The organism is Methylocapsa aurea (genome assembly GCF_000746085.1).
Classification (GTDB): domain Bacteria; phylum Pseudomonadota; class Alphaproteobacteria; order Rhizobiales; family Beijerinckiaceae; genus Methylocapsa; species Methylocapsa aurea.
In genome coordinates this window covers 237,095-254,946 of record NZ_JQKO01000001.1, presented here as the reverse complement: position 1 = coordinate 254,946, position 17,852 = coordinate 237,095, and the positions used below count along the sequence as shown (strand labels likewise).

Below are 17,852 nucleotides of genomic sequence, written 5' to 3'. Positions count from 1 at the left end.
GTCTGACATGGATGCGTTCAAACCGCTGATCGCCAAGGTCGCGACCGGATCGAGCCTGACCGAAGCCGAGGCCGAGACCGCGTTCGATCATATTTTTTCCGGCGAGGTCACCCCGGCCCAGCTCGGCGGCTTCCTCATGGCCTTGCGAGTGCGCGGCGAAACGGTCGAAGAGATCACAGGCGCGGTCAAGGCGATGCGGGCGAAGATGCTGCGGGTCGAGGCCCCGGCGGAAACGATCGATATCGTCGGCACCGGGGGCGATGGACATGGAACCTATAATGTCTCGACCCTGGCGGCGCTGATCGTCGCGGCCTGCGGCGTTCCGGTCGCCAAGCACGGCAATCGCGCGTCCTCCTCGCGCTCGGGGTCGAGCGACGTCCTGGCCGCGCTCGGGGTCAAGATCGGCCTCGCGCCGAGGGAGGTCGAGGCCTGCATCGCCGAGGCGGGCATTGGCTTCATGACCGCTCAGGCGCATCATGCGGCGATGCGCCATGTCGCGCCTGCCCGGGTCGAACTCGGCGCCCGCACGATTTTCAATCTGCTTGGCCCGCTCGCCAATCCCGCCGGGGTCCAACGCCAGATGCTTGGCGTTTTTGCGGCCAGCTGGCTCCAGCCCCTGGCGCAAGTGCTGCGCAATCTCGGATCGCGCCGGGTCTGGCTGGTGCATGGAGCGGACGGTCTCGATGAGGCGACGACCACCGGCCCAAGCTTCGTCGCAGCGCTTGAGGACGGCGAGATCCGCTGCTTCGAGATCACGCCGGAGGCCGCCGGATTGCCTCGCGCGGCGCTCGCCGATCTTCAGGGCGGCGATTGCGCGACCAATGCCGCGGCGCTGAAAGCGGTGCTCGATGGCGCCAGGACGGCCTATCGCGACATCGCCATCTTGAACGCGGCGGCGGCGCTGGTCGTCGCCGAAAAGGCCCCCGATCTTAAAGAGGGCGCGGCCCTGGCCGCCGCGGCCATCGATCAGGGCGCTGCGGCCGATACGCTCGCCAAACTTATCAAAATTTCGAACCGCGCCACTCCACACTCGGATGCCCCCTCCGCGGCCTGCGCGACAAGGCAAAATCCATGACCGACATCTTGAAGACGATCGAGGCCTATAAGCGTCGCGAAATCGCTCAAGCCAAAGTGCGCATGCCGTTCGAAACCCTTGAACGCAAGGCGCATGATCACGATCCGCCGCGAGGATTCGTCAAGGCCATCGAGGCCAAGCACGAGACCGGCCAGTTCGCCTTGATCGCAGAGATCAAGAAAGCCAGCCCTTCGAAGGGCCTGATCCGGGCCGATTTCGACCCTCCGGCGCTTGCCCGCGCCTATGAGGCAGGCGGCGCCGCCTGCCTCTCCGTGCTAACCGACCAGCCCTCTTTTCAAGGCAGTCTGAACGATCTCGACGCGGCGCGCCGAGCGACGCATTTACCGTGTCTACGCAAAGACTTCCTGTTCGATCCTTATCAAGTTTATGAATCGCGGGCAAATGGCGCCGACTGCATCTTGATCGTCATGGCCTGCGTCAACGACGCCGAGGCGAGCGCCCTGACCCGCGCTGCGCATGATCTTTCGATGGACATTCTGGTTGAGGTCCACGAGGAGGCCGAGCTTGCGCGCGCGCTGCAGCTTGAGACGCGGCTCATCGGCGTCAATAATCGAAATTTGCGGACCTTCGAGGTCTCGATAGAAACGTGCGAAAGGCTCGCCGAAAAAATTCCGGCAGACCGGATCGTGGTCGGCGAAAGCGGCGTCTTTACCCATCAGGATTGCCTTCGATTGCAAGCCCATGGAATATCGACGCTTCTTGTCGGCGAGAGCCTGATGCGCCAGAAAGAGGTCACGGCGGCGACGCGAGAACTGCTCTTTGGCGATGCGTCGCATTGCGCGCCGCCGCAGGGCAAACGCGAGCACAGATTGCTTTGACTTAGACTTAGAGCCTTCGACGCGCTCCGGAAAGCTGATTTCGATGCCTGACCTCACCCATCTTTCCCCGTCCGGAGAGGCCGACATGGTCGATGTCTCCGGCAAAGCGACGACCGAACGCGTTGCAGTCGCGGAAGGCCGGATCGTCATGCAAAGGGCGACCCTGGAACTGGCTCTATCCGGCAACGCCAAGAAAGGCGACGTCTTCGCGGTGGCGCGGATCGCCGGGATCATGGCGGCCAAGAAGACCCATGACCTGATTCCGCTTTGCCATCCTCTGGCGCTGACGAAGATCAGCGTCGATCTCGAGCCGGACCCGGTCTTGCCGGGAATTCTGGTGCGCGCCAGCGCTAAAGTCTTGGGCCAGACCGGCGTTGAAATGGAGGCTTTGACCGCCGTCTCGGTGGCCTGTCTGACGATTTACGACATGTTGAAGGCGGTGGATCGCGGCATGCGCATCGAAGCGATCGCCCTTGTGGAAAAAACCGGCGGCAAATCTGGAGCGTGGACGCGCGGGCGCGCCCTTCCCGCATGAGCCGCGATATGCTGTTGTCGGTTGCCGAGGCCCGCGCGCAAATCCTTGCTGATGTTTCCGGCGAACGTCCGATCGAGACGGTCAGTTTGGCGCAGACGGCCGGGCGAACCTTGGCGGAGGATCTTATTGCGCGACGAACCCAGCCGCCCATGGCCGTCTCGGCGATGGATGGCTACGCCGTGCGCGCCGCCGATCTAGCGCATCTGCCAACTCGGTTGAAACAAATCGGTGAAAGCGCTGCCGGACATGGTTTTTTGGGGCGCCTCGGTCCAGGCGAAACCGTGCGGATCTTCACCGGCGCGCCGGTCCCAGCGGGCGCCGATGCGATCCTCATCCAGGAGGACGCCAGAGCCGACGACGGTTTCATCGCGCCGGCGCGAAGCGTCTCCCAAGGCCGCTTCATTCGCCCTAAGGGCCTCGACTTTGCCGAGGGCGAAACATTGCTCCTTGCGGGAACGCGGCTTGGCCCATCGCAGATCGCGCTCGCGGCGGCGATGAACCATACTGAAATCAGGGTGGCCCGGGCGCCGCGCGTCGCCATCCTCGCGACTGGGGATGAATTGGCGGCGCCCGGCAAAGCCATCGGCGCGGATCAAATTGTCGCATCGAATTCCTTCGCGATCGCGGCGCTCGTCGAGGAGGCGGGCGGCGCGCCGCTCGACCTTGGCATCGCGCGAGACGAGTTCGCCGCGATCGCTGCCGGAATCAGGGCCGCTCGAGACGCTAAAGCCGATGTCCTCGTCACCCTTGGCGGCGCGTCGGTCGGCGATCACGATCTCATCAAACCTGCGCTGGCTCGAGAAGGAATGAAACTTAATTTCTGGCGCATCGCCATGCGGCCGGGCAAACCATTGATCCATGGCGGCCTCGGGCCCATGGCGATCCTCGGACTTCCAGGCAATCCGGTTTCCGCGATCGTTGGCGGCGTCCTTTTTCTCCGGCCCCTGGTGCGGGCCCTCCTGGGCGATCCGGAGGCCCAAAGCGCACGAAGCGAACCCGCCGTCCTTGGCGGCGCGATTCATGCCAATGACAGCCGGGAGGATTATTTGCGCGCGAACCTGGCGCTGGGCGAAAACGGGATGGCGACAGTGACGCCCTTCGAGACGCAGGACTCCTCGCTTTTGAGACAGCTTGCGCAAGCCGACTGTCTCTTGATCCGGGCTCCCCATGCGCCGGCGGGGAAAGCCGGCGACCCATGCCAAATCATCAAGCTTCGCTGACGCCGCCGACCCGAGCTCTTATTGAACTTTTCCCTTCAAAGGAGTAGCGACAATTCAAGAGCGGAGCCAGTCGAAGGTCCATTCCCTACCCCAAGAGCACGCGACACATTGCGCGTTGGGCCGCATTTGAGAGACGACGTTCAAAGCGAAAAGCAAACGAAACGAAAAGAAGGAGGATATCGCAGATGGATTTTTTTAAAGACGGCGCCCTAAGAAAGAACATCGTTTTCGTGTCGGTTCTGATGATTGGCGCGGTCATCTGGTGGTATGGCTCCACCCATCTCGTCAAGCATCAGCCCGAAGCCGACGAAGAGGCATACCAAGTCGAAGACGTTCAAATCGTGCCGGTCCCGGCAAAGTAATTTGCGACAAGCGGATAGGCGCATCCATCAACCAAAGTTGTCGGCGCATCCTGATTGATGGCGCGAGCGCTTTCAGATCTACCTGAATCGGAAAGCCTCTCTGATTCTTTGCTTTATCGCATTTTCTTGACGCGCGCCGGTTTCCGTTTCCCTCGAAAATGCTCTAGAGGCGCAGGCATATTTCCTGGCGCCGTTATTGACAATTTTCAAACGTTGTTTCAACTTTACCGAGCGAACCTATTCCATTTTCATATCCTATAAATCGGCAATGCGCCCGCAGTCTAGTTCGCTCCTGATCGAACGGTTTCTTCTAATCTGGAAGCGCTCTCAAGATAATCCATGATTCCAGCACTATAGAGATCGCCATCGCGGCGCGTCTCTAATTTCGCGGATAGGCTGACACCATGATATTCACTCAACGCATAAGCGCAGAATTTCTCGGCACTTTCTTGTTGACCTTCGGGGGCTGCGGAAGCGCCGTCCTGGCTGCGGCTTTTCCTGAATTAGGGATCGGCTTCGTCGGCGTCGCGCTGGCCTTCGGTTTAACCGTGTTGACGGGGGTTTACGCCTTTGGAAATATTTCCGGCGGCCATTTCAACCCGGCGGTGACCCTGGGCCTTTGGACCGGCGGGCGTTTTTTCACAGCCTATGTCTTGCCCTATATTATCGTGCAAGTCGCTGGCGCAATCGCGGCGGCGGCGGTGCTTTATGTCGTGGCGCATGGGCAGGCCGGATTTGAGCTTCATGGCTTCGCCTCGAACGGCTATGGCGCCTTGAGTCCGGGCAAATATGATCTCAAATCCTGCGCGATTATTGAAACCCTGCTGACCTTCTTCTTTCTGATCGTCATTCTGGGAGCGACCTCACCCCGTGCGCCCGCTGGTTTCGCAGGCCTCGCCATCGGGCTCGCCTTGACCCTTATCCACCTGATCTCCATCCCCGTCACGAACACGTCGGTCAATCCCGCGCGGAGCCTCGGCCCGGCGCTTTTCGCCGGCAGGGAATATATCGAGCAGCTTTGGCTGTTTTGGGCGGCGCCGATCGGCGGGGCGGTCATCGCAGGCTTGTTCGGGCGGTTCCTCTACCATGAGCCGCGCTAGAAATATTTCCAAGCGATATGGCAACGCCTCTAGTGGCGACAAGTAAAGAGTTAGAGCGCTTTCCGATTCCGTCGAGTCTGAAAGCGCTTGAAAAACTCTCATCGCCTTCTCTTGGTCTGTAAAGAGAGCCGGGCGGCGCGGCTAAAATCATAGCCCCTTGCAGCAAGGCGAAATTCCGCTGCGACTATGATTTTCGATCCGCAAAAAGGCGCTTTTATGCGCCGCCGGAATGCTCGACACGAGGCGCGCGCACGCTCTATAGTTTCGCGACATAAGCGGGACTATGATTCATGAACTCACCGGAAAACGTCATCGAGGCGATCGGAAAAACGCCACTCATCAAATTAAGGAAGGCCTCTGCGGCGACCGGCTGCACCATTCTTGGCAAAGCCGAGTTCATGAACCCTGGCGGATCGGTCAAGGATCGCGCGGCGCTCGCGATTATCCATGACGCGATCAAGCGCGGCGCATTGAAGCCAGGTGGCCTGATCGTCGAAGGCACCGCCGGCAATACCGGAATTGGCCTCGCCCTCGTCGCCAATGCGCTGGGATTCAAGACCGTGATCGTCATTCCCGACACGCAGAGCCAGGAAAAGAAAGACCTGCTGCGGTTGCAGGGCGCCGAATTGATCGAGGTTCCGGCGGTCCCCTACTCAGACCCGAATAATTACGTAAAGCTGTCGGGCCGTCTCGCCGAACGCCTAGCCAAGGAATATCCTGCCGGCGCGATCTGGGCCAATCAATTCGACAATGTCGCCAATCGTCAAGGCCATCTGGAGACGACCGGACCGGAAATTTGGGCTGAGACAGAAGGCAGGATCGACGGCTTCACTTGCGCTGTCGGCACCGGAGGAACGCTCGCGGGCGTCGCCATGGCGCTGAAGGGCAAGAATCCCAACATCAAGATCGCAATCGCCGATCCGCTCGGGGCCGCTCTTTATGCCTTTTACACCAGCGGCGAATTGAAATCCTCCGGCTCCTCGATCACCGAGGGGATCGGCCAGGGCCGGATCACCGCCAATCTCGAGGATGCGCCAATCGATCTCGCCTATCAAATCAGCGACGAGGAAGCCCTGCCGATTGTATTCGATCTCGCCGAACACGAAGGCCTGCTGCTTGGCGGCTCGTCAGGGATCAATGTGGCGGGCGCCATCCGACTCGCGAAGGACCTTGGGCCAGGCCACACGATCGTGACGATCTTGTGCGATTCGGGCGCCCGCTATCAGTCAAAGCTTTTTAATCCTGAGTTCTTGCGCTCGAAGAATTTGCCCGTCCCAGCATGGATGGATCGCAAGCCCTCGATCAAGCCCGATTTCGTCTGACATCGCGAACTGTAGGCGCGGCCGATCCTTCGGCCCGCTTCATCCGATCGCTGGATCTTCCGGGTCCGGCCCAGGCGCATCTGCGGCAAAATCCTCAAGCCCTTCATCCGTGAGCGGGTCCTCGTCCGGAGCGAGATCCGCTTGGTCGGATGGCTGCGGAATCCCAAAACCGGATGGAAGACGGCCATCGAAGAGACCAGCGCCTTTCAGCTCCTCAAGGCCGGGCAGATCGGTGATGGCGTCGAGACCGAATTGGACGAGGAACGATTGCGTGGTCCCATAGGTGATTGGACGGCCTGGGGCCCGTCTTCGGCCCCGCAGACGAACCCAGCCCGTTTCGAGGAGAACGTCCAACGTTCCTTTCGAAATGGCGACGCCGCGGATCTCCTCGATTTCGGCGCGCGTCACCGGCTGGTGATAGGCAACGATCGCGAGAGTTTCCAGAGCCGCGCGCGAAAGCTTTTTCGGCTCGCTTTCGCCGCCCGCCAGCAGCCAGGCGAGATCCGCGGCCGTCCGGAACATCCATTTGCCGCCGACCCGCACAAGATTGACGCCGCGCGAACTATAAGCCGCCTTCAACTGATCGAGCACCGCTACGGCCGTGACGCCGCGCGGCAGCCGCTTCTCGATGTCCTGCTCGCCAAGAGGCTCGGGCGCGGCAAAGAGAAGCGCCTCGGCGATCCGCATGGCCTCGGCCATGACCGCATCGACCTCACGCGAACCTTCGGGCGAGGGGCGGTCGCCGTCGGCTTCGGAAAAAAGTCTGGCGATTTCCGCCAAGTGAAATCCCCCTTCCCGCTTCAACATTCCACCACCTGGACGATCGTCTCCGCGGGGCGGGCTTTGCACTTGATCCAGAGCGGCGCAAAAGGCTCGTCCTGACGGAGCAGAATTGCGCCTTCGCGCGCCATTTCAAGCGCGGCCGAAAGCGACGACGCGCGAATTGTGCGGGCGATCTCGGGAGATGCGCAAAAGGCGATGAGGAAAGTGTCGAGAACTGTCCAATCGAGCGCCTGCCCGGCAAGTTTTTCGAGTTCTCCGCGCGCCTGCGCCAGCGACCAGACAAAGCGCTGCTTTAAGGTTACCCGCGCCAGGGCGTGCTTCTGACGCCGATTTGCATAGGCTGAGAGAAGATCATAGAGGCTCGCCCGCCATTGCGGCGCACCGCCCGCCTCAATGTGCTCCGGCTGACCGCGCATGAAAATATCGCGCCCCAGGCGCGGCCGGTTGACCAGCGCTTCGGCGGCGGCGCGGATCGCTTCTAGGCGGCGCAGCCGCATTTGCAGCGCCTCGGCGAGTTCGGCGGCGGCGGGTTCTTCATCCTTCGCCGCCTGGGGCAGGAGGAGGCGCGATTTCAAATAAGCGAGCCAGGCCGCCATAACGAGATAATCAGCCGCAAGCTCGAGCCGCAGGCTGCGCGCCGCCTCGACAAATTCGAGATATTGTTCGGCCAGCGCGAGCACCGAAATTTTGTGGAGATCCACCTTCTGGCGCCGGGCAAGGTCGAGCAGCAGGTCAAGCGGTCCCTCGAAACCTTCGACATCGACCACGAAAGAGGCCTCGCCTCCAACCTCGACCGAATCTTGCTCAAAACCTATATTCAAGAAGCCCGCTCCATCGCCAAGATGCGTCATAAGCCGAGCAACATGGCGCGCACCCCGGCGCCGAACTTTGACGCGATGGCCATCGCATCGCAAGGAGGCGTTGGGGCAGCGCGTCTATATCCACAAATCTCTTAAACCGCCCAACCTAGGGCCAAAGGCCACCCCGGATCGCGCCCGCGCCAAAGGGGGTTTGATCAAATCAGGCCAAAGTCTTGCGCCAAATAGCCAAGTCCCGGAAAAACGCCGCGCCTTTTCACTGCTCCGCTGTCGCGCCTTGCGCCGTCTTCCATAGCCATTGCGGGCCCTCCGCCCGCAATAGCCGCCTATGGTTCAGTTCTTGGCGACGAAGCAATTGCCTCCGCCACTCTGTATTTTTTGACACAAGGCGTTGGCCTCCTCGTGCGAAAGATTGCCCACCCGAACGCGATAGACCGTCTTGTCGCCGCTGGCGGCCTTGCGAATTGAAGGATGGAAACCCGCCAATTCGCTGTGCTTTTTCATCAGGCGCACCTGAATATCGCGCGCCTCCTGTTCCGACGTGGGCGCCGCAAGCTGCACCGCGAAAGTCCCGGCCGCCGCGGAGCTGGCCTTTGCCGGCATCGCCCCAGCCGCGGCATCGGCCACCTGAACAGGCTTCGCTTTGGCGGTATTCGCCGCCTGCGCCGGCTGGCCGCCCTCTGCTCCGGACGCGGGCGCTTTTGGCGTCGTCGCCACGCGGGCGGTTGTTTTTGGTGTGGAAGCCTTGGCGGCATCCGCGGTCGGGTGCTGCGACGGGGGCGCTGCCTGGGCCTGGATCGGAGGCGGCCGATCGTTGGGAAGAAGCGTCCCGTCGGGGCGGACCGATATGGTCTTCACTTTCCTGGGCTCAATCAAACCGGCGATGCTGAGCGCTTCGCCATGAGCTTGCGCTTGCGGCTGCGCCGGCTCCGGCGGCGGCACAGGAACGCTTGCGGCTCCGCTCACGCCGGCGTGGTCTGAACGCGGCCTCGATCCGCCCAAGGCAATAACGCGCGGCGCCTTCTCCTGCACATGCGACAGATCCACAGGCTGTTCGGCATTATTGACAAGCGCTGCGGGCGCCGCTTGCGGCGTCCTGTTCAAAATCGAAGCATCCTGGGCGGGAACATCCGCCGTCGCGGTTGATTCAGGCTGGATCTTGGTAGGCCCTTCCGCGGCCTTGATCGTAGCAACTTCTCGAACGCTGGATCCTCCGCTCTTGAAGGCGAAGCTGGCCCCGATGCCGGCAACCCCGACAACGATAATCGCCGCCATCAGATAAAGCGGCCGCCGCGACCGAATTTCCTCACCGAAATTATCGATGGGCTGCGAAGGCGCATGTTCATCTTCGTAACGCCAATGCTCGGACCCGTCATCGATGGCCAGGAAGGTGGCGGCGTCATCCATATCGACCGGCTGAGTCGTCGCATCGCGCTGGCGCGCGCCGAGCAATCCAGCTTCGATCGCCGCGAAATCGCTGCTGACGCCGCGACTGGGATCGGCCAGGCTGGACTCGCCCTGGTCCCAGGCGTTGGCCGAACCTTGGCCACGAGGCTCAAAAACGGATTTGTAAGGATCCTCCCGTCCGCCGCCGAGACGGGCAAGCTCAGCAAGAGGATCGCCCTCCGTGCGGCTGGCGGAGTTTGCCGGACGCAAGCGCCTTTCAAACTCCTCAAAATCGATCATCGACCGCCGCTTCGCAACAGGCTCGCGCATGTTCCTACCTCCTGCCGCGCTCACGTCATGGACAATCTTGCGTCCATCGGCGTCACGGCGACTGTGGCATCCGCGGCGGACAAAGGCCGCAGCGGACAATGCTCCTTAACGTCAAAGGCTTCCGTCAACAAATCTCTTAAATTCAACAAGTACCTTGGTCGACCGAGAACTTGGCGGATCCGCCGCGCGACGCCCCCTCGCCGGCGAGAGAATATTCACCGATCGACGCCTGGCCGATCCGGCTAGAATATGTCCTCAAAAAAAGTTGATCAACTTTTTTGGTTCCGACATGCTCCAACCTCTTGAATCTGAACGCTTCCTTTTCGATCAGACAAGTCCGTCCGATCGAGACGCGCTCTAGCGCATTTCCTCGGGAGCGCTGACCCCCAAAATACCGAGCCCGGAGGCAAGAACCATCGCCAATACTCTGACCAGAGCCAGCCTTGCAATGGTCAAATCTGGCCGTTCTTCATTAAGAAATCGTAATTGTGGCTGATCTTTGCCGCGAGTCCAATGCGAATGCAAACTAGACGCCAGTTCGTGCAGATAAAACGCGACGCGATGCGGCTCATGCGCAAGCGCCGCGGCTTCCATCGCCCGGGGAAATTGGGCGACAAGCTTGACGAGCCCGATTTCTCCTTCGTCCTGGAGCAGGCCGAGATCCGCCGCCGCCAATGCTTCTACTGAGAGATCAATTCCAGATATTGCTATAAGCGATTGGCGTAACACGGATTTTGTTCGTGCATGTGCATATTGAACATAAAAGACCGGATTATCTTTCGATTGCTCAATTACTTTCGCCAGATCAAACTCCAAGACCGCGTCGTTCTTACGAAAAAGCATCATGAACCGAACCGCGTCGACGCCGACTTCATCCACGACCTCGCGCAGAGTCACGAAGTCGCCGGAGCGTTTCGACATTTTCACCGGCTCGCCATTGCGCATCAATTTGACCAATTGGCACAGCTTTACGTCGAGGCTCGCGCGGCCCTCCGACAGAGCATCGACCGCGGCCCGCATCCGCTTGACGTAACCGCCATGATCGGCGCCCCAGACGTCAACCAAAACCGCATAGCCACAGTCGATCTTGGCCTTATGATAGGCTATGTCGGAGGCAAAATAAGTATAGGCGCCGTCCGATTTCAGCAGCGGCCGGTCGACATCGTCGCCAAAAGCCGTCGACTTGAACAAGACCTGCTCGCGGTCCTCCCAATCCTCCACCACCTGCCCTTTTGGCGGCTCCAGGCGCCCCTCGTAGACAAGGCCGCGCCGACGCAATTCGGCGATGGCTGCAGCCACCTGATCGCCCTCGGCTCCGCGGGTCAGGGAGCGCTCCGAGAAGAACACCTCATGCTCTATATTGAGCGCGGCGAGATCTTCTTTGATCATCGCCATCATGCCATCAATCGCTACGGCGCGCACATCCTCAAGCCATTCGCTTTCAGGGCGGGTGAGCAGCTCTTCGCCGTATTTTTGCGCCAGAGCCGCGCCGATGTTCTTGAGATAGTCGCCTGGATAAAGGCCTTCGGGAATGACGCCGATCGCCTCGCCCAGGGCCTCGCGGTAGCGCAAATAGGCCGAACGGGCCAAGACGTCGACCTGCGCCCCCGCATCATTGATATAATATTCGCGCGTTACAAAATGGCCGGCGAAAGCCAGCAAATTGGCGAGCGCATCGCCGAAGACCGCGCCGCGCCCATGGCCAACATGCATCGGACCTGTCGGGTTCGCCGACACATATTCGATGTTGATTTTCAGCTGTGCGCCGCTGGCGGGCGCGGGCCGTCCAAATTCCGGCCCTTGTAGCAGAGCCGCGCGCAATATGCGGGAAAAGACTTTCGGCTTGACGCGAATATTGATGAATCCCGGCCCGGCGACCTCGGCCTCTGCGACATCGGGATCATCGGCGAGCGCCGCGGCGATCTCAACGGCGAGTTGGCGCGGATTAGCGAAGGAGGCTTTGGCCTCCTTGGCGTAGACCATTGCCGCATTGGCGGCGACGTCGCCATGCGAGGGATCGCGCGGCGGCTCCACGACGAAACGCCCCAAATCGAGGTCGGCCGGCAGGCGCCCGCTGACTATGATTTTCTGCAAGATGGACGCGATGCGTTCGTGAAACTCAGCAAACAAGTTCATTTCTAAAATTTTACTCCAACCGGGATCCGAACTCAGTCGTTAGACCCGGCTTTGATCCGCCTGTGTTCGACCAAAACGACGGGCGGGCGGAACCGCGACCGCCGACCTCCTTCGCTGAAACATCAGCCGAACGTTAACTGGGGTCCGGTTCGCGTTAAGAATGCGCGAGAAAATAAAAAGCTAGGACCGCCTTCTGATTCCCCAACGATCTGAGGTCGCTATGGAGCGCGCGCTTGAAAAAAGCGATCGCCTCTTTCAATTCCAACCTGCGCTAACGCATTGAATCTGAGCGCCCGATTGGGAAGCGCTCTAGCGCAAATCCGGCGCCTCGTCAAAAAGCCTGCGATGTTCGGCGACGGCATAACGGTCGGTCATTCCGGCGATGTAGTCGCAGACGAGCCGGGCGCGGCGCGCCTCGTCTGTGCCAGCTTTGAGCGCCGCGGCGGCCCATTCCTCGGGCATCAGCTCCGGCACTTTGAAAAACTGCGGGAACAGATTGTAGATGATCTCGGCCGCCTGCTCCCGCACGCGGGCCAGGCGCTGATGCCGATACATGTTTTGAAATAGAAAGCTTTTGATCAGCCGCTCGACGCTGCAGGTCGCCTCGGAAAATCCGATCAGCGGCAGGTCTTGCGCCCGCACCTCATCGACGCTCGCAACCCCGCTCGCCGCGATCCGGCGCGCGCTTTCCTCGATCGCGTCCTCAATGAAATGGGTGATGAGGCGGCGCACCAGCTCATGGATGACCCGGACCGGCTCAAGACCGGGATAAAGCGACTCGATTTCGCTGCCAAGGTCGCGCAGAAAATCCACCTCGGCAATTTGCGAGAAGTCGATCAGCCCCGCGCGCAGGCCATCATCTATGTCATGCGCATTATAGGCGATGTCGTCGGCGAGCGCGGCGGCCTGGGCTTCGGCGCTGGCAAAACGCGCAAGGTCGAGGTCTCGCACCGAGTTGAATTCGAGAATTGCCGCCGGGAGCCCTCGTTTGGAGTAACGCCCGACCGGCGCGCCATCGGCTTGCAGCAGAGGGCCATTGTGCTTGACCAGTCCCTCCAGCGTCTCGTAAGTCAGGTTGAGCCCGTCGAAGGCGGCGTAGCGCCGCTCCAGCTTGGTGACGATCCGCAGCGTCTGGGCATTATGATCGAAGCCGCCATAGGGCGCCATCAACTCGTCGAGCGCATCCTCGCCGGTGTGGCCAAAGGGCGTATGGCCCAGATCATGCGCCAGGGCGAGAGCTTCGGCCAGATCATCGTCAAGGCCAAGCGCCCGAGCGAGCGAACGGGCGATCTGACCGACCTCGAGCGAATGGGTGAGCCTCGTGCGATAGTGATCGCCCTCATGGGGAACGAAGACTTGCGTCTTATGCGCCAGCCGCCGGAACGCCGACGAATGAATGATCCGATCGCGATCGCGTTGAAACTCCGAGCGCGACGGCGAAGCGGGCTCGGCGATGAGTCTCCCACGACTTAGCGACGCGGCCGCCGCATAGGGCGCGCGCGCAGGTAGAAAGGCAAACGCTTGCATGAAATCCTGATTCAGCGGCTTGTCTTATTGCAGTCGCTAGGAAGGAGACATATGTTCCCTATTTGACGGTGAAGCAAGCACTCTCGCAATGGCGCGCATTTTGCTTGGAAACCGCCTACGGTTTCCAATCGAGGTATCGAAATGAGCGAAGTTTTGGCCGAAGCCCCTGTCGAATTGACTGATAACGCGGCGCGGCGCGTCGCCGAGATCTTGAAGACAGAACCTGCCGGCTCCTTCCTGCGCGTCGGCGTCGACGGCGGCGGGTGTTCTGGATTCACCTATACTTACAACATCACGACCGAACGCGCCGAGGACGACCTCGTTTTGGAGCGCGAAGGGGCGACCGTGTTGGTCGACCAAGTTTCTCTGGAGTTTTTGCGCGGCTGCCGGATTGATTTCATCGACGATCTGATGGGCCGGATGTTCAAAATCGTCAATCCGGCCGCGACGGCGTCCTGCGGCTGCGGCTCCAGCTTCGCTGTCTGACGTCTCGAACACGCGGAATTTCAGTGATCTATGGGGACAATGCGTCACATTCGCATTGTCCCTATTGTTTTTGGAGCCGCCTCGAGATCCGAGTCTTCGGGTCCCTTTCGCCTTGGATCGTCGGCAAGTTAACGCTGATGGCGGCCCCCCGGCCCACATTTCATCCAAACATGATCGGCTATTGTCTGCTACATGACAGGCTAGGCGCACCCGCGGTTGGACCATGTTCACTGTGGAATGCTTCAATTGTTTGAATCCGAGCTATTCCTTCCCGAACAGATGACTCAATCCACTCGAGAAGCGCCCGGCCCGGACCGTTCGATCCGCGCGCGCCCCCCACATTGATCCTTGAGGTTCACGAGGTCCGCATGCTTTGGAAAGCTTCCCTCGCTGGCGCTGGCCTCTTGGCCGGCGCCGCGCTTGTCAGCGCTGTGACCGATGGCATCGCCAACCGAACAGCGCGAGAGGCCTTTGGCGCGATCGCAACCGGCGCCGGCCGGTGGAGCGCCGATCAAATCATCGCCGATCCTTGGAGCGGCCGGGTGCGCGTCGCCGGAGCGGCGTTCCGAAACGACGAGTTGTCGGTTCATGCGGGCTCTCTTATTTTCCCCCTCGGGAGCGAGGCGCCTCCCGCAGTCCTTGTCGCGGCGGCGCGGGCTGCGACAAACATTGCGAGCGCCGAGGACGTAACGATCGAGACCGGTCTTGCGACCTATAGGATCAAGCGCCTGGACCTTTCCGGGGCATCGCTCACGAAGGCCGAACTCGCGCAAATTCTCGATCCAAAGAGCGCGATGACGACGGCCGAAAGACTCGGCAAATTTTCCGCTTCAGCGATCTCGATCCCCGAACTTGTCGCCGAAACGAAGTTCGGCTCCGTGAGCCAGAAGGTCCTCTATCGCGATATTTCATTGACCGACGTCGTCAATGGCAAAATCTCGGCCGCGAGCGCTGCCGGGGCCAGCTTTTCGATGTCGGATTCCGAAGGCGGCGAAGCCAAGGGCGCCTATGGTCCGATGAGTGCGAAAAACATCGATCTTCTCCTCGCCGCAAAGATCATGACCGGGACGCGAGACCAAATCGACGCGCCGATGCGCCCTCTCTATGAGAGCTACGCTGTCGATGGATTTTATTTTTCCGACGCGAAGACGCGCTTCGAAATTGACGTCAAAAGCCTGACCGGACGTGGGGTCAAGGGGCGCCCGCCGCGTCTGCCTTGGTTCGAGGCCAAGAACGGCGACCAATCCGCCGGCGGGTCTCAAAAACGCGCCGCGCTGCTTTTCGCCGATGTCTTAGATTCCTTCGATGTCGATGAAATGGACGCAGACGATGTGAGGCTAACCACACATCAAGGCGATAAGCCCGTTACTCTTTCGGTCGCGCATGTCGGGGCCGCGCGGCTTTCTGGCGATAAGATTGCCGAAATCAACTTCCGAAATATGGCGCTCGTCGCCGACAAAGCCACAATAGGGATTGCCGACATCTCCTTTCAGGGAATCGATCTGAAAAATCTGCGCGAGGCCGTCGCGAAGGCCGCGCCAAATAGCCCTGGCGCTGCGCCTGGCGCCAGCGCCAGGGCCGCGATTCCCTCCATCGAGGAGATCATTCTGAAAGGGATCCAAATTGAAATCGCCGCGAAGGAGCCGGAAGGGGCCGGCGTCTCATTCAAGACGGAGCGCTTCGGGCTGCGCGGTTCGAACCAGAAGGACGGGCTGCCGACCCGCCTCAACGTCGCGCTCGATCACTTTACCTGCGCAATCGGCCTGGCCGAGGAAGGAGCATTCAAGGATCTGGCCGCCATGGGCTATTCGCAGCTCGATCTCTCGGGCCGCATCGAGGCGGATTTCAACGAGCCCAAGCAAGAACTCGAGATAGGGACGATTGCGCTGGAGGGGGCGAACATGGGAACGGTGCAGGTCTCCGGACTTGTCGGCAATGTCTCGAAGGACCTTTTGTCGCCAAACCGAGTGGTTTCCACGGCTGCAGCCCTAGGAGCCCGGTTGAGAAAACTCGATTTACGCATTGAAAACAACGGATTTTTTGAAAAAGCGATCGCGGCACAGGCGAGAAGCCAGAATAAGTCGCCCGATGAACTGCGCCAAAGCTATGCGGCCGCCGTCGCCCTGCTGGCGCCGATCGCGCTTGAAAATGGGCCGGCGGCAAAAGCCATCGGCGCGGCCATCGCGAAATTTGTCGCCGATCCAAAATCCCTGCGCCTCGTCGCGACGGCGCCGGCCGGCCTCGGCGCCGCGGACCTGACATTGCTGCAGACACCCGGCGCGCTCCTACGAAAGCTCGAAATAGAGGCGACCGCGAACCAATAGGTTCGAGCCAACAAACGTGGCGGTCCGCGCAAATCCACGTAGGTCAAAGCAAAATTGCATCGGTTTGCCTCTTGATCGCCGTTGCGACAACATCGCCGCGCTCGAATACGGTTTGCCGGAGGTCTGACAGGGCTGGCGCACAGCGCAAAGCTGGTGTATGTGGCGCATAGCTTTTGTTTAACGTGTGGAGACAAGACGTGGTTTTACCAAGAACAGAATTCAAGAGCGGTGGTAAGGACATCGAGGCCTTCACGCTTGATGATCTCAGCAATGGAAGCTTCGAGGTTATGTTTATCGACAAGACGACCCAGAAGAATCTTGCTAGCTATACGGTGCAGAACCAGAAGTTCAAAGAAAAGGGCGCCGTCTACGACATCACAAACTTTTTCGATTTTGCCGTAGCCGAATTCAAGGCCATCGCAGGCTGACGCGCCCGCGTGGGGCAACTGGATGAGGGCGCGATCGTCTTGTCAACGGCGAAGCTGACCCGCCGACATGGCGTTGCCCCGCAAAGGCGCCAAGAGAGCCGCTCAGCCGGAGAGCCTAGGCCAAGTTGGCGTCTCGCCGTCGCCATCGCGAGCGGCGGGACAGTCCAGCGTCACCCCGTGGTCCCGTCGCCTGCCGAAAGCGGGCTATTCCACTTCTTTATAGGGACCCGCCTCGCCTGGCTTCAGGCCAAGTTTCTCGAAGGTTTCTTTCGGCAGATCGATGACCATGGAGACAATATGGTCGTCTGTGAGATTGAATGTCTTGATCACATTCAGGACCGCGTCATCCTCCTTGGGAAGCCAGGAAGCGTAGAGCGCAACATCTTGCTCGCCCTCCGCGGGGTTCCCAGAAGTCACCTGAATTAGCCATCCTTCGAACATTTTCCGTTTCCTATTTTGCGTAATCCGAGGTCCAATTGGCAAAGGCTCAAGATCAGCGATTGTCCTCAGCATAGCGCCGGACCTCGTCACCTGATCGAGGCGGTTTCTGCAGCCCGTGAACAAGGAAGGGGCGAGCAAAATTGGCGCCGCTTTGGGTCGAGGATCTCCCTTCGAAAGAGAGGGCAAGCCTTTCCGCTTCGGCGCGCCCGAGGCGGCTGTCGCCGGTTTGGATGCGAAATATTGCGCCCCGGCGAAGACGGCGCCCGGTTTCTTTTGAATTCACTTCCACCGCAGTCAGCGCAGGCTCAGCGCGCCCACCAATAACCTGTTTTCGCGGGATAATGGTAATATCTTAGCCAGTTAGCCTGGACATTGCGCGCCGCGCCGGGATGATCGGGTCCATACATGACATAGGCGTCGATCGGCAACCGCCGCCGCTCATCCTCAAGGATCCGCGCTATGATTCCCTCGGCTGCGGCTCCGAGTTCAAGCGCTTGCGCAACCAGGGCCGCATCCCAATCAAAAGCGGCATTCGCCAGGATCTTCCTTAGGTTAGAAGGAAGCGCATCGTAGCAATCGAATTGCTTTTTCAAAGTCCTCATGCGCGGCTTCGGTCCCAATCGCGACAGGCAACCTTCGCGGGAACGCGCCGCGGGTCGCAAACCGCGATCTTGGCGCAAAGCGCGAGAAGGTGACTCTTGCTACGGGGCTTCCGGTCGAATAGCCCCGTCCGCACGCCG

The 17,852-nt window shown here is 60.4% G+C and carries 17 protein-coding genes; 10 read left to right on the top strand and 7 right to left on the bottom strand.

Annotation, left to right across the window (positions count from 1 at the left end):
- Positions 1-7 precede the first annotated feature (7 nt).
- The 7 genes from trpD (at position 8) to DL86_RS01165 (ending at position 6,453) form a co-directional block, all read left to right on the top strand.
- Positions 8-1,075: an anthranilate phosphoribosyltransferase gene (gene trpD, locus DL86_RS01190; protein WP_036257363.1), complete on the top strand. Its 1,068-nt coding sequence runs from the start codon at positions 8-10 to the stop codon at positions 1,073-1,075.
- Positions 1,072-1,914: an indole-3-glycerol phosphate synthase TrpC gene (gene trpC / locus DL86_RS01185; RefSeq protein ID WP_036257362.1), complete on the top strand. Its 843-nt coding sequence runs from the start codon at positions 1,072-1,074 to the stop codon at positions 1,912-1,914. Before trpD ends, trpC begins: the two co-directional genes overlap by 4 nt.
- Positions 1,915-1,957: 43 nt before the next feature.
- Positions 1,958-2,449 (top strand): cyclic pyranopterin monophosphate synthase MoaC, encoded by a 492-nt coding sequence (gene moaC / locus DL86_RS01180; RefSeq protein ID WP_051952466.1) that lies wholly within the window; start codon positions 1,958-1,960, stop codon positions 2,447-2,449.
- A gap of 8 nt (positions 2,450-2,457) precedes the next feature.
- The gene (locus DL86_RS01175) at positions 2,458-3,669 is read left to right on the top strand and encodes a molybdopterin molybdotransferase MoeA (RefSeq protein ID WP_036257996.1); all 1,212 of its coding nucleotides are present in this window, start codon (positions 2,458-2,460) and stop codon (positions 3,667-3,669) included.
- A 185-nt stretch (positions 3,670-3,854) separates the two neighbouring features.
- The gene (locus tag DL86_RS19570) at positions 3,855-4,031 is read left to right on the top strand and encodes a hypothetical protein (RefSeq protein WP_156964414.1); all 177 of its coding nucleotides are present in this window, start codon (positions 3,855-3,857) and stop codon (positions 4,029-4,031) included.
- Between the two features lie 404 nt (positions 4,032-4,435).
- The gene (gene aqpZ / locus DL86_RS01170; protein ID WP_036257361.1) at positions 4,436-5,131 is read left to right on the top strand and encodes an aquaporin Z; all 696 of its coding nucleotides are present in this window, start codon (positions 4,436-4,438) and stop codon (positions 5,129-5,131) included.
- 290 nt (positions 5,132-5,421) lie between these two features.
- A complete protein-coding gene (locus tag DL86_RS01165; protein ID WP_036257360.1) occupies positions 5,422-6,453 on the top strand; it encodes a cysteine synthase A in 1,032 nt (343 codons plus the stop codon).
- Positions 6,454-6,492: 39 nt separating this feature from the next.
- Here the strand turns inward: DL86_RS01165 and scpB are convergent, their stop codons facing one another.
- The 5 genes from scpB to DL86_RS01135 all read right to left on the bottom strand — a co-directional run bounded on the left by scpB (position 6,493) and on the right by DL86_RS01135 (position 13,433).
- Positions 6,493-7,260 (bottom strand): SMC-Scp complex subunit ScpB, encoded by a 768-nt coding sequence (scpB, locus tag DL86_RS01160; RefSeq protein WP_051952465.1) that lies wholly within the window; start codon positions 7,258-7,260, stop codon positions 6,493-6,495.
- On the bottom strand, positions 7,254-8,087 hold the full coding sequence (locus DL86_RS01155) for a segregation and condensation protein A (protein ID WP_084572653.1): 834 nt from the start codon (positions 8,085-8,087) through the stop codon (positions 7,254-7,256). Before DL86_RS01155 ends, scpB begins: the two co-directional genes overlap by 7 nt.
- Before the next feature lie 300 nt (positions 8,088-8,387).
- Positions 8,388-9,770 (bottom strand): SPOR domain-containing protein, encoded by a 1,383-nt coding sequence (locus DL86_RS01150; RefSeq protein ID WP_036257357.1) that lies wholly within the window; start codon positions 9,768-9,770, stop codon positions 8,388-8,390.
- 357 nt (positions 9,771-10,127) lie between these two features.
- Positions 10,128-11,906 carry an arginine--tRNA ligase gene (gene argS, locus DL86_RS01140; protein ID WP_036257353.1) on the bottom strand — a complete coding sequence of 593 codons (1,779 nt, stop codon included), beginning with the start codon at positions 11,904-11,906 and terminating at the stop codon, positions 10,128-10,130.
- A gap of 309 nt (positions 11,907-12,215) precedes the next feature.
- The gene (locus DL86_RS01135; RefSeq protein WP_036257351.1) at positions 12,216-13,433 is read right to left on the bottom strand and encodes a deoxyguanosinetriphosphate triphosphohydrolase; all 1,218 of its coding nucleotides are present in this window, start codon (positions 13,431-13,433) and stop codon (positions 12,216-12,218) included.
- 141 nt (positions 13,434-13,574) lie between these two features.
- Here DL86_RS01135 and DL86_RS01130 point away from each other — a divergent pair, with 141 nt between their 5' ends.
- The 3 genes from DL86_RS01130 (at position 13,575) to DL86_RS01120 (ending at position 16,671) form a co-directional block, all read left to right on the top strand.
- Positions 13,575-13,919 carry a HesB/IscA family protein gene (locus DL86_RS01130; RefSeq protein WP_036257349.1) on the top strand — a complete coding sequence of 115 codons (345 nt, stop codon included), beginning with the start codon at positions 13,575-13,577 and terminating at the stop codon, positions 13,917-13,919.
- Between the two features lie 368 nt (positions 13,920-14,287).
- Positions 14,288-16,243, top strand: coding sequence for a hypothetical protein (locus DL86_RS01125; protein WP_036257347.1), 1,956 nt, complete (start codon positions 14,288-14,290; stop codon positions 16,241-16,243).
- 197 nt (positions 16,244-16,440) lie between these two features.
- Positions 16,441-16,671 (top strand): hypothetical protein, encoded by a 231-nt coding sequence (locus tag DL86_RS01120; protein ID WP_036257345.1) that lies wholly within the window; start codon positions 16,441-16,443, stop codon positions 16,669-16,671.
- A gap of 204 nt (positions 16,672-16,875) precedes the next feature.
- Here the strand turns inward: DL86_RS01120 and DL86_RS01115 are convergent, their stop codons facing one another.
- Positions 16,876-17,112, bottom strand: a complete 237-nt coding sequence (locus DL86_RS01115) for a hypothetical protein (RefSeq protein WP_036257343.1) — start codon at positions 17,110-17,112, stop codon at positions 16,876-16,878.
- A 305-nt stretch (positions 17,113-17,417) separates the two neighbouring features.
- Positions 17,418-17,714 carry a DUF6525 family protein gene (locus DL86_RS01110; RefSeq protein ID WP_036257342.1) on the bottom strand — a complete coding sequence of 99 codons (297 nt, stop codon included), beginning with the start codon at positions 17,712-17,714 and terminating at the stop codon, positions 17,418-17,420.
- Between the last annotated feature and the right edge of the window lie 138 nt (positions 17,715-17,852).

Coding starts and splice junctions, on each gene's coding strand:
- trpD (WP_036257363.1), top strand. CDS start 8: ATGGATGCGTTCAAACCGCTGATCGCCAAGGTCGCGACCGGATCGAGC.
- trpC (WP_036257362.1), top strand. CDS start 1,072: ATGACCGACATCTTGAAGACGATCGAGGCCTATAAGCGTCGCGAAATC.
- moaC (WP_051952466.1), top strand. CDS start 1,958: ATGCCTGACCTCACCCATCTTTCCCCGTCCGGAGAGGCCGACATGGTC.
- DL86_RS01175 (WP_036257996.1), top strand. CDS start 2,458: ATGCTGTTGTCGGTTGCCGAGGCCCGCGCGCAAATCCTTGCTGATGTT.
- DL86_RS19570 (WP_156964414.1), top strand. CDS start 3,855: ATGGATTTTTTTAAAGACGGCGCCCTAAGAAAGAACATCGTTTTCGTG.
- aqpZ (WP_036257361.1), top strand. CDS start 4,436: ATGATATTCACTCAACGCATAAGCGCAGAATTTCTCGGCACTTTCTTG.
- DL86_RS01165 (WP_036257360.1), top strand. CDS start 5,422: ATGAACTCACCGGAAAACGTCATCGAGGCGATCGGAAAAACGCCACTC.
- scpB (WP_051952465.1), bottom strand. CDS start 7,260: ATGTTGAAGCGGGAAGGGGGATTTCACTTGGCGGAAATCGCCAGACTT.
- DL86_RS01155 (WP_084572653.1), bottom strand. CDS start 8,087: ATGACGCATCTTGGCGATGGAGCGGGCTTCTTGAATATAGGTTTTGAG.
- DL86_RS01150 (WP_036257357.1), bottom strand. CDS start 9,770: ATGCGCGAGCCTGTTGCGAAGCGGCGGTCGATGATCGATTTTGAGGAG.
- argS (WP_036257353.1), bottom strand. CDS start 11,906: ATGAACTTGTTTGCTGAGTTTCACGAACGCATCGCGTCCATCTTGCAG.
- DL86_RS01135 (WP_036257351.1), bottom strand. CDS start 13,433: ATGCAAGCGTTTGCCTTTCTACCTGCGCGCGCGCCCTATGCGGCGGCC.
- DL86_RS01130 (WP_036257349.1), top strand. CDS start 13,575: ATGAGCGAAGTTTTGGCCGAAGCCCCTGTCGAATTGACTGATAACGCG.
- DL86_RS01125 (WP_036257347.1), top strand. CDS start 14,288: ATGCTTTGGAAAGCTTCCCTCGCTGGCGCTGGCCTCTTGGCCGGCGCC.
- DL86_RS01115 (WP_036257343.1), bottom strand. CDS start 17,112: ATGTTCGAAGGATGGCTAATTCAGGTGACTTCTGGGAACCCCGCGGAG.
- DL86_RS01110 (WP_036257342.1), bottom strand. CDS start 17,714: ATGAGGACTTTGAAAAAGCAATTCGATTGCTACGATGCGCTTCCTTCT.